Annotated in this window: 10 protein-coding genes; all 10 read left to right on the forward strand. The window is 56.8% G+C overall.

The genetic code is table 11. The annotated features are described in order from the left end of the window. Positions 1 to 54: 54 nt before the first annotated feature. On the forward strand, positions 55 to 249 hold the full coding sequence (gene secE / locus I2I01_RS08415) for a preprotein translocase subunit SecE (protein WP_196286001.1): 195 nt from the start codon (positions 55 to 57) through the stop codon (positions 247 to 249). A gap of 12 nt (positions 250 to 261) precedes the next feature. Beyond that, on the forward strand, positions 262 to 828 hold the full coding sequence (gene nusG / locus I2I01_RS08420; protein ID WP_196286002.1) for a transcription termination/antitermination protein NusG: 567 nt from the start codon (positions 262 to 264) through the stop codon (positions 826 to 828). A 159-nt stretch (positions 829 to 987) separates the two neighbouring features. Then, positions 988 to 1,431 carry a 50S ribosomal protein L11 gene (gene rplK / locus I2I01_RS08425; RefSeq protein WP_196286003.1) on the forward strand — a complete coding sequence of 148 codons (444 nt, stop codon included), beginning with the start codon at positions 988 to 990 and terminating at the stop codon, positions 1,429 to 1,431. Positions 1,432 to 1,451: 20 nt separating this feature from the next. Then, on the forward strand, positions 1,452 to 2,150 hold the full coding sequence (gene rplA / locus I2I01_RS08430) for a 50S ribosomal protein L1 (protein ID WP_196286004.1): 699 nt from the start codon (positions 1,452 to 1,454) through the stop codon (positions 2,148 to 2,150). A gap of 15 nt (positions 2,151 to 2,165) precedes the next feature. Continuing rightward, complete coding sequence (rplJ, locus tag I2I01_RS08435) at positions 2,166 to 2,714, forward strand: 50S ribosomal protein L10 (RefSeq protein WP_196286005.1); 549 nt, start codon at positions 2,166 to 2,168, stop codon at positions 2,712 to 2,714. A gap of 62 nt (positions 2,715 to 2,776) precedes the next feature. Next, the gene (rplL, locus tag I2I01_RS08440) at positions 2,777 to 3,157 is read left to right on the forward strand and encodes a 50S ribosomal protein L7/L12 (protein WP_196286006.1); all 381 of its coding nucleotides are present in this window, start codon (positions 2,777 to 2,779) and stop codon (positions 3,155 to 3,157) included. A gap of 291 nt (positions 3,158 to 3,448) precedes the next feature. Continuing rightward, entirely contained in the window at positions 3,449 to 7,294 is a 3,846-nt protein-coding gene (rpoB, locus tag I2I01_RS08445; protein ID WP_211537926.1) for a DNA-directed RNA polymerase subunit beta, read from the forward strand. 406 nt (positions 7,295 to 7,700) lie between these two features. After that, positions 7,701 to 12,053, forward strand: a complete 4,353-nt coding sequence (gene rpoC / locus I2I01_RS08450; protein ID WP_196286008.1) for a DNA-directed RNA polymerase subunit beta' — start codon at positions 7,701 to 7,703, stop codon at positions 12,051 to 12,053. 313 nt (positions 12,054 to 12,366) lie between these two features. Beyond that, entirely contained in the window at positions 12,367 to 12,690 is a 324-nt protein-coding gene (locus I2I01_RS08455; protein WP_196286009.1) for a DUF3467 domain-containing protein, read from the forward strand. Between the two features lie 183 nt (positions 12,691 to 12,873). Continuing rightward, complete coding sequence (gene rpsL / locus I2I01_RS08460; protein WP_196286010.1) at positions 12,874 to 13,302, forward strand: 30S ribosomal protein S12; 429 nt, start codon at positions 12,874 to 12,876, stop codon at positions 13,300 to 13,302. Positions 13,303 to 13,369 lie beyond the last annotated feature (67 nt).

The following is a 13,369-nucleotide window of genomic DNA, read 5'->3' on the forward strand; positions in this document are numbered from 1 at the left end:
CGGTTGGTCCGCTCCATGTTGTTTTCAGCGGCAACGCTGTTTTTTCTTCATCCAATGGACAAACTGAGCAATTATTTCCGCGCCACCATCGAGGAAATGCGCTACAACGTAACGTGGCCTTCCACGACCGAGCTGCAGAAAAGCGCCGGCCTCGTGCTGGTAGGCTCGCTCGTGTTTGCCGTGGTGGTAGGCATCATGGATGTCAGCTTTGAGTCGGTACTGAAAGCTTTCTATAATTCGTTTCGCTAATCAGTAAACAAGATGAGCGAATTGAAATGGTACGTGGTGCGCTCGGTGAGCGGCCAGGAGAAAAAAGCGAAGAACTACCTCGAAACCGAGCTGGCGCGCCACAACCTCACTACCTACGTGCCCCAGGTACTGATTCCGGTAGAGAAGGTGTTCGAGATGCGCAACGGCAAGAAGCGCGTTCGTGAGCGTAACCTGTACCCCGGCTACATCCTCATCGAGGCTGAGCTGGGCCACGGTGAAGTTGACCACATCATCACCAGCACACCCGGCGTGATTGGTTTCCTCGGCGACAAGGACAAGAAGGACGCGGCCAATAACAAGCCCGTTCCGCTGCACATCACCGAAGTAAACCGCATCCTCGGTATCGTGGATGAGGCCGAGCAGCAAGCTGACGCTACCCTCGACAAGCCTTACGTAGTGGGCGAACTCGTGAAAGTGGTGGACGGCCCCTTCAACGGTTTCTCCGGCAACGTGGACGAAGTATTCGAAGAGCGTAAGAAGCTCAACGTGGTGGTGAAGATTTTCGGCCGCTCGCAGCCAGTAGAATTGAGCTATACGCAAGTAGAAAAAGAAGCATAGAAAGAACGTCATGCGGAGCCCAGCGACGCATGACGTTTTAGTGTACTAAAAATATCCACGCCGATTATTCGCTCCGGGTCGGCGGGGCTTCCAAACAGGAGTTTCAATACTGAGGCAAGTGCGAGTTACGACGCAGGAGCCCCAGCCTAATCCATCCAAATGGCCAAAGAAATCAGAGGTTATCTGCGTCTGCAGATAAAGGGAGGCGCCGCGAACCCTTCGCCGCCGGTAGGACCTGCACTTGGTAGCAAAGGCTTGAATATCATGGAGTTTTGCAAGCAGTTCAATGCTCGCACCCAAGATAAGGCCGGCCAGGTTTGTCCTGTTCTCATCACCATGTACACCGACAAGTCGTTCGACTTCGTGGTGAAAACGGCACCGGCTCCGGTGCTGCTCATGGAAGCTGCCAAGCTGCAAAGCGGCTCGAAAGAGCCGAACCGCAACAAGGTGGGCTCGGTCACCTGGGACCAGGTGCGTACCATCGCCGAAACGAAAATGCCCGACTTGAACGCTTTCGAAGTGGAAGCCGCCATGAAGCAGGTAGCCGGTACGGCTCGCAGCATGGGCATTACCATCAAAGGCGATTCTCCTTTTGCTGAATAATTAAAACGGAGAAAAGACAGATGGCTAAAGTAAGCAAAAAGCGCAAGGAAGCCCTTGCCAAACACGACCTGACGCAAGTGCGCAGCCTCGTGGAAGCCGCCAAAGTGGTGAAGGATATCACCTACACCAAATTTGACGCCTCGGTAGATATCGACGTACGCCTCGGCGTGGACCCCCGCAAAGCGGACCAGATGGTTCGTGGCGTGGCCACCCTGCCCCACGGCACCGGCAAAACCGTTCGCGTGTTGGCTCTCGTGACCCCCGACAAGGAGGCCGAAGCTACCGCCGCCGGCGCCGACTTCGTGGGTCTGGACGACTATATCTCGAAAATCGAGAAAGGCTGGACCGACATCGACGTAATCATCACCATGCCGGCCGTAATGGCCAAAGTGGGTCGCTTGGGCCGCGTGCTCGGTCCCCGTGGTCTGATGCCGAACCCGAAGTCGGGCACCGTAACGACCGACGTAGCCAAGGCTGTGCAGGAAGTGAAAGCTGGTAAAATCGACTTCAAAGTTGACAAAACCGGTATCATCCACTGCTCGGTTGGTAAAGTGTCGTTCGATGAGAAGATGCTGGCCGAAAACGCTCTGGAAGTAATCCAGACGCTGGGTCGCCTGAAGCCCTCTTCGTCGAAAGGTACCTACATCAAGAGCATCACGCTCTCGAGCACGATGTCGCCCGCTGTGCCGGTTGACAGCCAAGTAAATTCCGCTAGCTAATTAAACCAACCAAACATGACCCGGGAAGAAAAACAAGCCCTCGTGGATGAGTTGAGCGGAAAAATGCAGTCGCACAACTCGTTCTACATTGTCGATGCTTCGGTAATGTCGGTAGCGAAAATCAACGAGTTTCGTCGCCTGGTGTTCACCCGCGGCCTGGAGTTCAAGGTGTACAAAAACACCTTCATCCGGAAAGCACTGGACACCCTCGGCCACGACACTTCGGAAATGGATGCCGCGCTGAAAGGTCAGTCGGGCGTGCTGTTCTCTACGGAGAGCGGTTCGGCTCCTGCGAAGCTCCTGCGCGACTTCTACAAGTCTCAAAACTACGCCCGTGGCGTGGAGCCCAAGCCGGTTCTGAAAGGTGCTTATGTAGATGCTAGCATCTACCTCGGCGCTAACCAGCTGGAGACCCTCACCACCATCAAAGGCAAACAGGAACTGCTCGGTGAACTCATCGGCCTGCTCCAGTCGCCCGCCAAGAATGTTATCTCGGCTCTGCAGAGCGGCGGCAACAAACTGGCTGGTATCCTCAAAACCCTCAGCGAAAAAGAGGCCGCCTAAGCCCGCCGCTTTTCCGCATCCCTTTAAATTTTCAACAACACATTTTTTAACAATCTACAGAAATGGCAGATTTGAAAGCATTCGCTGAGCAGCTCGTAAACCTGACGGTGAAAGAAGTAAACGAATTGGCAGGCATCCTGAAGGACGAGTACGGCATCGAGCCGGCTGCTGCTGCTCCCGTAATGATGGCTGGCGGCGGCGGCGCTGCTGCTGAAGAAGCTCCCGAGGAGAAGACGGCTTTCGACGTAATCCTGAAGGCTGCTGGTGGCCAGAAGCTGGCTGTGGTGAAACTGGTAAAAGACCTGACCGGTCTGGGCCTGAAAGAAGCCAAAGAACTGGTTGACGGTGCTCCCAAGCCCCTTAAAGAAGGCGTAGCCAAAGACGAGGCTGAGTCGCTGAAGAAGCAACTCGAAGAAGCCGGTGCTGAAGTAGAAGTTAAGTAGTTTCTGCTCCTGAAGCATCTCCGGACCCGCTTCAAATAAGGATTAGACCTGGCAACTTAGCCAGGTCTTTTCCTGTTTGTAGCGTGTCAACCGCGCGAGCTACCCGGTTCGCGCTTTTGCTATGTCAGCTAACCATCTTGTTGCACAGGTGGTTAGGGAGTGCACTGCACCGCTGATGAGCCGCCACCCTGGCTTCCCACTTTACGCTTCTGTGTCCATCTTATAATCCCCATCGCATTGGCTACACCGAAAGCACAGACGGCCGCCCTCAAGAAAACGGCCGCCGAGCGAATCAATTTCGCCAAGATTAAGAAGGTTATTGAGTACCCGGACTTCCTGGATGTGCAAGTGCGCTCGTTCCAGGAATTCTTTCAGTTGGAAACCGCTGCTGAGCGTCGTTCTAACGAAGGATTGTTCAAAGTGTTCGCCGAAAACTTTCCGATTTCGGATTCGCGCGAAAACTTCGTGCTCAACTTTATCGATTACCACGTCGACCCGCCGAAATATTCGGTTGACGAGTGCATCGACCGTGGTTTGACTTATTCGGTTCCGCTGAAAGCCAAGCTGCGTTTGATTTGCAATGATAAGGACAACGAGGACTTCGAGACGATTGAGCAGGAGGTGTTTCTCGGGAACATCCCTTACATGACCGTAAAGGGCTCGTTCGTTATCAACGGCGCCGAGCGCGTTATCGTATCGCAGCTGCACCGCTCGCCGGGCGTGTTCTTTGCCCAGAGCAAGCACACGAACGGTACCAAGTTGTACTCGGCCCGTATTATTCCGTTCAAAGGTTCGTGGATTGAATTTGCTACGGACGTGAACAACGTGATGTACGCGTACATCGACCGGAAGAAGAAATTCCCGGTGACGACGCTGCTTCGCGCCATCGGCTACGGCACTGACAAAGACATTCTCGACCTGTTCGGGCTGTCGGAAGAGGTGAAAGCCGACAAGAAAAACCTCAAGAAAGTGGTGGGCCGCAAGCTGGCCGCTCGGGTGCTGCGCACCTGGACGGAAGACTTCGTGGACGAGGACACCGGCGAAGTGGTATCCATCGACCGCAACGAAGTGTTGCTGGAGCGCGATGCCACGATTGAGGACGCTGACATCGACGTGATTCTGGAGGCCGGCGCCAAGTCGGTTATCCTGCACCGCGAGAACGTGAACATCGCGGACTTCGCCATCATCTACAACACGCTGCAGAAGGACAACTCCAACTCGGAGAAGGAAGCTGTGGAGCAGATTTACCGTCAGCTCCGTAACACGGAAGCGCCGGACGAAGAAACTGCCCGCGACATCATCCAGAAGCTGTTTTTCTCGGACAAGCGCTACGACCTCGGGGAAGTGGGCCGCTACCGGATTAACAAGAAGCTGCAGATTGACATGGCGCAGGAGTCGCGGGTACTGACCAATGAGGACATTGTTCTCATCGTGAAGTACCTGATTGGCTTGATTAACTCGAAGGCCATTGTCGATGACATTGACCACTTGAGCAACCGCCGTGTGCGCACGGTAGGGGAGCAGCTCTACGCTCAGTTTGGCGTGGGCCTGGCCCGTATGGCCCGTACCATCAAGGAGCGTATGAACGTGCGCGACAACGAGGACTTCAAGCCGGTTGACCTGATTAATGCCCGTACCCTGTCGAGCGTTATCAACTCGTTCTTCGGTACGAACCAACTGTCGCAGTTCATGGACCAGACGAACCCGCTGGCTGAGGTGACGCACAAGCGTCGCGTATCGGCACTCGGGCCGGGAGGTCTGTCGCGTGAGCGCGCTGGTTTCGAGGTACGTGACGTGCACTACACGCACTACGGTCGTCTTTGCACCATCGAAACGCCGGAAGGCCCGAACATCGGTCTGATTTCGTCTCTGTGCGTGCACGCTCGTGTGAACTCGATGGGCTTCATCGAGACGCCTTACCGCGACGTGAAGTCGGGCAAGGTGGACATGAGCGAAAATGTAAAGTTTTTGACCGCTGAGGAAGAGGACACGCACCACATCGCCCAGGCCAACTCGCTGCTCGACGAGAACGGTAAGCTGACTCAGGAACTGGTGAAAGGCCGTTTCGAGGGTGACTTCCCCGTGGTTAGCCCCGAGGAGTACTCCTACATGGACGTGGCCCCGAACCAGATTGTATCGGTAGCTGCTTCGCTGATTCCGTTCCTGGAGCACGATGACGCCAACCGTGCACTTATGGGCTCGAACATGCAACGTCAGGCTGTGCCGCTGCTCCGCCCCGAGGCTCCGATTGTGGGCACGGGTCTGGAAGGCCGCATTGCTACCGACTCGCGTGTGCTGGTGGTGGCCGAAGGCGAAGGCGTGATTGACTTCGTGGACGCCAACAAGATTGTGGTGAAGTACGACCTCTCGGAGGACGACATCCTCGTGAGCTTCGACGCCGAACGGGTTACTTATGACCTCATCAAGTTCCGTCGCACCAACCAGGATACCTGCCTCAACCTGACGCCGCTCGTGAAGCGCGGCGAGCGGGTGAGCAAAGGCCAGCCCCTGTGCGAAGGCTACGGCACCAACCAGGGCGAACTCGCCCTGGGCCGCAACATGCAGGTAGCCTTCATGCCGTGGCAGGGCTACAACTTCGAAGATGCCATCGTCATCTCGGAGCGCGTGGTGCGCGACGACATCTTCACCTCGATTCACATTGAGGAGTTTGAACTGGAAGTGCGCGAAACGAAGCGTGGCGAAGAAGAACTGACCTCGGAGATTCCGAACGTGAGCGAAGAAGCCGTGCGTAACCTCGACGACAACGGCATCATCCGCCTCGGCGCCGAGGTGCGGGAAGGCGACATCCTGATTGGTAAAATCACGCCCAAGGGCGAGACGGACCCGACTCCGGAAGAGAAGCTGCTCCGCGCCATCTTCGGCGACAAGGCCGGCGATGTAAAGGATGCCTCGCTTAAGGCACCGCCCTCCTTGAACGGTGTGGTTATCGGCACCAAGCTCTTCTCGCGTCCGAAGAAAGACAAAAACCTCCGGGCCAAGTCGAAGAAGGAAGTGGAAGACCTGAAGGACAAGTACGCTCAGGAACTCCGTGGCGTGCGTGCCATCATGGTCGACAAGCTGGTGCAGCTGCTGGAAGGCAAGACGTCGCAGGGCATCAAGCACCGCTTTGGCGAGGAGATGATTTCGAAGGGCGTGAAGTTCAACCGCAAGAACATTGTGGAAGGCTTGTTCCCGGAGAAGAACCCTTACAAGGATGAGAGCAACTACGCCGTGCCTGAAGAAGCCAACCTGTTCAAGGACTTGGTGATGGAAGGCTGGACCGCTGATGCCCGCGTGAATGGGTTGGTGCAGGAGCTAGTGAAAAACTACGCCAAGCGCCGCAACACCATCACGGCTCGCTTCAAGCGCAACCGCTTCACGCTGGAAGTGGGCGACGAACTGCCTGCTGGCATCGTGCAACTGGCCAAGGTTTACATCGCCAAAAAGCGCAAGCTGAAGGTGGGTGATAAAATGGCCGGCCGTCACGGTAACAAAGGGGTAGTAGCCCGCATCGTGCGCGATGAGGACATGCCCTTCCTGCCCGATGGCACGCCGATGGACATTGTGCTGAACCCGCTGGGTGTACCGAGCCGCATGAACATCGGTCAGATTTATGAGACCGTACTTGGCTGGGCTGGTCTGAAAATGGGTCGTACTTACTCGACTCCGATTTTCGACGGCGCTACCGAAGACGAAGTAGCTCGCGAGTTGACCGAAGCTGGCTTGCCCGACTGGGGCCGTGCTTACCTGCACGATGGTCTGACGGGCGACCGTTTCGACCAGCCGGTGACCGTGGGCGTGATTTACATGCTCAAGCTGGGTCACTTGGTGGACGACAAGATGCACGCTCGTTCCATCGGGCCGTATTCGCTCATCACGCAGCAGCCGCTGGGTGGTAAGGCGCAGTTCGGTGGCCAGCGCTTCGGCGAGATGGAAGTGTGGGCATTGGAGGCCTTCGGTGCTTCCAACGTCCTCCAGGAAATCCTGACTGTGAAGTCGGACGACGTGGTGGGCCGCGCCAAGGCGTACGAAGCCATTGTAAAAGGCGACGTGCTGCCCAAGCCGAATATCCCCGAGTCCTTCAACGTGTTGCTCCACGAACTCCGTGGTCTGGCACTGGAAATCACGATGGATTAATTGGTTTAAGGTTTTTGGTTGTTGGTTTTTAGTTCGTCAGAGCAAAAAACCAACAACCAAAAACCAATAACGAACCGGCAGGCAAGACGAGCGGCTGACTGAGCGGCTCTGGTAAATGAGGATGCGAAAACGCTTCGGTGAAAGAGGAGCGGGGGCTGTTCCGAGATATGGTCATAACAGCAACAAAACCCCGACGAATCTTAATCGAAGGCCTTCCCATCCTTCGCCCTGACGGTGAGATTAATAAAATAGACCTTTTTGAAAGTGCCTTTGCCTGACATACCTATCTGTTGCGCAAAGGCACTTTTTGAAGTGTCGAACTGTTTGGAACCCTTGCGCCCATCTGGCGATGGGCGAAGGCTCAAACAGCAACAAAGCCAACAGCTAAACGCTTAAAACCAATCAAATGGCTTTTGCAAAAAACAAGAAAGTAGTTCAGGACTTCTCCAAAGTCACCATCTCGCTGGCCTCGCCCGAAGCAATTCTGGAGCGGAGCACCGGCGAAGTGGTGAAGCCTGAAACCATCAACTACCGCACCTACAAGCCCGAAATGGGTGGCTTGTTCTGCGAACGGATTTTCGGTCCGGTGAAGGACTGGGAATGCCACTGCGGTAAGTACAAGCGCATCCGCTACAAGGGCATCATCTGCGACCGTTGCGGCGTGGAAGTGACCGAGAAGAAGGTGCGTCGTGAGCGCATGGGCCACATCGAACTGGTAGTGCCCGTTGCTCACATCTGGTACTTCAAAAGCTTGCCGAACAAAATCGGCTACCTGCTGGGCTTGCCCACCAAGAAGCTCGACCAGATTATCTATTACGAGCGGTACGTAGTCGTTCAGCCCGGTACGATGGCTGAGGAAGGCGTGCAGCAACTCGATTTCATGACCGAGGACGAGTACCTCGACGTGATTGACAAGCTGCCCCGCGAAAACCAGATGCTGCCCAACGAGGACCCGCAGAAGTTCATCGCCAAGATGGGTGCCGATGCGCTGCAAATGCTGCTCGAGCGCATCAACCTGGACGAACTGAGCTACTCGCTGCGTGACTCTGCCGCCCACGAAACCTCGCAGCAGCGCAAGGCTGAGGCGCTGAAGCGCCTGCGCGTGGTGGAAGCTTTCCGCGACGCTGCTACCCGCATCGAGAACAAGCCCGAGTGGATGGTCATTCGCATGGTGCCGGTGATTCCGCCGGAACTGCGCCCCCTCGTGCCGTTGGACGGCGGCCGTTTCGCTACCTCCGACCTGAACGACCTGTACCGCCGCGTTATCATCCGCAACAACCGCCTCAAGCGCCTGATTGAAATCAAAGCGCCCGAGGTGATTCTGCGCAACGAGAAGCGCATGCTGCAGGAAGCTGTGGACTCGCTGTTCGACAACTCGCGTAAGGTGAACGCCGTGCGCGCCGAAGGCAACCGCGCCCTGAAGTCGCTGTCCGATATGCTGAAAGGCAAGCAGGGCCGCTTCCGTCAGAACCTGCTCGGTAAGCGTGTCGACTACTCTGGTCGTTCAGTAATCGTGGTAGGTCCGGAGCTGAAGCTGCACGAGTGCGGCCTGCCCAAGAACATGGCGGCCGAGCTGTTCAAGCCGTTCATCATCCGCAAGCTCATCGAGCGCGGCATTGTGAAGACGGTGAAGTCGGCCAAGAAGATTGTGGACCGCAAGGACGCCGTGGTGTGGGACATCTTGGAAAACGTGCTGAAAGGCCACCCGGTGCTCCTCAACCGTGCTCCTACGCTGCACCGCTTAGGCATCCAGGCGTTCCAGCCGCGCCTCATCGAGGGCAAGGCTATCCAGCTGCACCCGCTCGTTTGTACGGCCTTCAACGCTGACTTTGACGGTGACCAGATGGCTGTGCACGTGCCCCTCGGCCCGGCCGCTATCCTGGAAGCCTCCATGCTCATGCTGGCCTCGCACAACATCCTGAACCCCGCCAACGGCGCGCCCATTGCGGTACCGTCGCAGGACATGGTGCTCGGGCTGTACTACGTGACCAAAGGCAAGCGCAGCACCGACAACGAGAAAGTAGCCGGCGAAGGCCGCATGTTCTACTCCGACGAGGAAGTGGTTATCGCCATTAACGAAGGCCAGCTCTCGAAGCACGCCTTCATCAAGGTACGGACGCAGGTGCGCGACGAGAACGACGACCTCGTGACGAAAGTCATCGAGACCGTGGCCGGCCGCGTGCTGTTCAACCAACTGGTGCCGACGGAAGTGGGCTTCGTGGACGAACTGCTCACCAAGAAGAAGCTCCAGCAAATCATCTCGCTGGTGTTTAAGCGCACGGGCATGGCCCGCACTGCGCAATTCCTCGATGACATCAAGACCCTGGGCTTCCAGTCGGCTTACAAAGGCGGCTTGAGCATGGGTCTGGGCGACATCAACATCCCCAAGGAGAAAGACGAACTGGTGGCGCAAGCCCAGGCCGACGTGGCTGCGGTGACGCAGAACTACCAGATGGGTCTGATTACCGACAACGAGCGTTACAACCAGGTTATCGACATCTGGACGCGCATCAACAACCAGATTACGGAAACGTTGATGGGCCGTCTGGAGAAGGAAAACCAGGGCTTCAACTCCATCTACATGATGATGCACTCGGGGGCCCGCGGCTCGCGCGAGCAGATTCGTCAGCTGGGCGGGATGCGCGGCCTGATGGCCAAGCCCCAGAAGTCGCTGCAAGGCTCGATTGGCGAGATTATCGAAAACCCGATTCTGTCGAACTTCAAAGAAGGCCTCGACGTAATCGAGTACTTCATCTCGACGCACGGTGCCCGTAAAGGTCTGGCCGACACGGCGCTGAAGACGGCTGACGCCGGCTACCTGACCCGTCGTCTGGTAGACGTGTCGCAGGACGTGATTGTGAACGAGCAGGACTGCGGTACGCTGCGTGGCATCGAGACCTTCGCGTTGAAAGATAACGAGGACATCGTGGAGCCGCTGTCGGAGCGCATCCTCGGCCGCGTGACGGTGCACGACATCGTGGACCCGAACACGAACGAAGTGCTGCTGGCTTCGGGCTCGGAAATCAAGGAAGACATGACCCGTCGCATCGATCAGGCTGGTATCGAATCGGTGGAAATCCGCTCGGTGCTGACCTGCGAAAGCAAGCGCGGCATCTGCGCCAAGTGCTACGGCCGCAACCTGGCTTCGGGCCGTATGGTACAGCGGGGTGAGGCCGTGGGTGTTATCGCCGCTCAGTCGATTGGTGAGCCCGGCACGCAGCTGACCCTGCGTACCTTCCACGTAGGTGGTACGGCATCGAACATCGCGGTTGAATCGAGCATCAAAGCCAAATTCGCCGGTGTTGTGGAATTCGAAGACGTTCGCACGGTGGCTACCACCGACGGCGAAGGCCGCAAAACCGACGTGGTGATGGGCCGCTCGGGCGAAATCCGCATCGTGGAGAAAGGCACCGGCCGCGTCTTCACCACCAACCACGTGCCCTATGGCTCGTTCATGCTGGTGAAAGAAGGCCAGGAAGTGGAGAAAGGAACCGAGCTGAACACCTGGGACCCCTACAACGCCGTTATTCTGGCCGAGTTCGACGGTACCGTGGTGTTCGACGCCATCACCGAAGGCATCACCTACCGCGAGGAATCGGACGAACAGACCGGTCACCGCGAGAAGGTGATTATCGAATCGAAGGCCAAGGACCAGAACCCGTCCATCATTGTGCGCCCCGGCAAAAAAGGCGATGTGGAAGGCCAGAAGGCTTACAGCATCCCGGTGGGCTCGCACTTGAATGTGGAGAACAACGACAAAATCACGGCCGGTCACATCCTGGCCAAGATTCCGCGTTCGGTGGGCAAAACCCGCGACATCACCGGTGGTCTGCCCCGCGTGACCGAACTGTTCGAGGCCCGCAACCCGTCGAACCCGGCCGTGGTGTCGGAAATCGACGGCGTGGTAACCTACGGCTCGGTGAAGCGTGGCAACCGCGAAATCTTCGTGGAGTCGAAAGACGGCGTGAAGAAGAAGTACATGGTGCCGCTGTCGAAGCACATCCTGGTGCAGGACAACGACTTCGTACGCGCCGGCGCGCCGCTGTCGGACGGTGCCATCACGCCGACCGACATCCTGAACATTCAGGGCCCCGGCGCCGTGCAGGAGTACCTCGTGAACGAGATTCAGGAAGTGTACCGCTTGCAGGGTGTGAAAATCAACGACAAGCACATCGAGGTGGTCGTCCGCCAGATGATGCAGAAAGTCGTGATTCTGGATGCCGGTGACACGTCGTTCCTCGAAAACCAGGTGATTGACAAAATCATTTTCATGGCCGAGAACGACATGATTATCGACATGAAGGTGGTGACCGAAGCCGGTGACTCGACCAACCTGAAGCCCGGTCAGATTGTGACGGCCCGTCGCCTGCGCGACGAGAACAGCAGCCTGCGTCGCCGCGACCTTGCCCTCGTGCAAGTGCGCGATGCCCAGCCCGCCGTTTCGCGCCCCACGCTGCAAGGCATCACGCAGGCGTCGCTGGGTACGGCCTCGTTCATCTCGGCCGCGTCCTTCCAGGAAACGACCAAGGTGCTGAGCGAAGCCGCCATCCGTGGCAAGGCCGACCAGCTGCTGGGCCTGAAGGAGAACGTAATCGTTGGTCACCTCATCCCGGCCGGTACTGGCTTGCGCGAGTACACGCGTCAGGTAGTAGGCTCGAAAGAGGAAATGGAGGCTGCCCAAGCCGCCCAGACCGCCGAAGCCGCCGCTCCCGCTAAGCGCCCCAGCCGTGCTGGCAAGCGCGAAGTGTCGGCTGAGTAATCAGCCTCACTAAGGCAATAAGAAGCCGACCGGTGGAAACCGGTCGGCTTTTTTGTTTCTTTGTCGGAATGACCCGTTGGAAAAAGGCCCAGTACATCGCACTACTTGTATCTGCTATTTGGTTAGTAGGACTTCAAGTAACGTACTGTGTGTTCGGCATTGTTAATGCACATAGTAATTCTGTTCCACTAGAATTCTTTGACTTGCTCGGATACACTGGCATTGGCCTAACAGTCATTGTGTCGCTTTTCACAATCTCTACGACTATAAGCAAGCTCAAACAATTGAGAGTAGAGAGTACAGTTAATCTATAATGCAACCAACCGACCAAAACCCGGACCCCAACGCCATTAACATCGAGCTTTCCGAAGCCATGGCCGAGGGCGAATACGCCAACCTCGCCATGATTGCGCACAGCAACAGCGAGTTCGTGATTGACTTCATCCGCATGATGCCCGGCCTGCCCAAGGCCAAGGTAAAGGCGCGCATCGTCGTCACGCCCGAGCACGCCAAGCGCCTGCTGCAAGCTCTCACCGAGAACATCGAGCGGTTTGAAGCCGCCTTCGGCACCATCAAGATGCAGGCCGAAGCCCCCAGCTACCCGATGAACTTCGGCGGCGCGGTAGGGGAGGCGTAAGCTGAACCAGATGCTTTAGCCGCGAAAGCGCTTCCATTTCTTAGTGGAGGCGCTTTTGTTTTTGGACAAAACCACAGGAGCGAAAAATTAACATCCTCAGTCTGTTTGCTATTGCCACGGAATTCTCTTACCTTTGCAAGCCAAATTTTAGGGGCAAACGGCTCCAAACCAACCATTCTCTAAATGCCAACCATTAACCAACTCGTACGGAAAGGCCGTGAGGCTTTGACTACCAAGTCGAAGTCGCCCGCCCTTGATTCGTGCCCGCAGCGTCGGGGCGTGTGCACCCGTGTGTACACCACCACGCCTAAGAAGCCGAACTCGGCTATGCGCAAAGTGGCCCGTGTGCGCCTTACCAACGGTAAGGAAGTAAACGCATACATCCCCGGTGAAGGCCACAACCTCCAGGAACACAGCATCGTGCTGATTCGTGGTGGCCGGGTAAAAGACCTGCCAGGCGTGCGTTACCACATCATCCGTGGCGCCCTGGACACCGCCGGTGTAAACGGCCGTCTGCAGCGCCGCTCGAAGTACGGTGCCAAGCGTCCGAAGCCCGGTCAGGCAGCCGCTACCGGCAAAGGTGGCAAACCAGCACCCGGTAAGAAAAAGTAAATGATTTAGTTGTTGGCTGTTAGTTGTCAGTTGTTGGGCCGTTCAATCGGCTATGCAACTGACAACT

Source organism: Hymenobacter properus, from assembly GCF_015694735.1.
In the GTDB taxonomy this organism is placed as follows: domain Bacteria; phylum Bacteroidota; class Bacteroidia; order Cytophagales; family Hymenobacteraceae; genus Hymenobacter; species Hymenobacter properus.

Bases quoted from the DNA above. Each gene is read 5' to 3' on its own strand.
- secE (WP_196286001.1), top strand. From the start codon at position 55: ATGGACAAACTGAGCAATTATTTCCGCGCCACCATCGAGGAAATGCGC.
- nusG (WP_196286002.1), top strand. From the start codon at position 262: ATGAGCGAATTGAAATGGTACGTGGTGCGCTCGGTGAGCGGCCAGGAG.
- rplK (WP_196286003.1), top strand. From the start codon at position 988: ATGGCCAAAGAAATCAGAGGTTATCTGCGTCTGCAGATAAAGGGAGGC.
- rplA (WP_196286004.1), top strand. From the start codon at position 1,452: ATGGCTAAAGTAAGCAAAAAGCGCAAGGAAGCCCTTGCCAAACACGAC.
- rplJ (WP_196286005.1), top strand. From the start codon at position 2,166: ATGACCCGGGAAGAAAAACAAGCCCTCGTGGATGAGTTGAGCGGAAAA.
- rplL (WP_196286006.1), top strand. From the start codon at position 2,777: ATGGCAGATTTGAAAGCATTCGCTGAGCAGCTCGTAAACCTGACGGTG.
- rpoC (WP_196286008.1), top strand. From the start codon at position 7,701: ATGGCTTTTGCAAAAAACAAGAAAGTAGTTCAGGACTTCTCCAAAGTC.
- I2I01_RS08455 (WP_196286009.1), top strand. From the start codon at position 12,367: ATGCAACCAACCGACCAAAACCCGGACCCCAACGCCATTAACATCGAG.
- rpsL (WP_196286010.1), top strand. From the start codon at position 12,874: ATGCCAACCATTAACCAACTCGTACGGAAAGGCCGTGAGGCTTTGACT.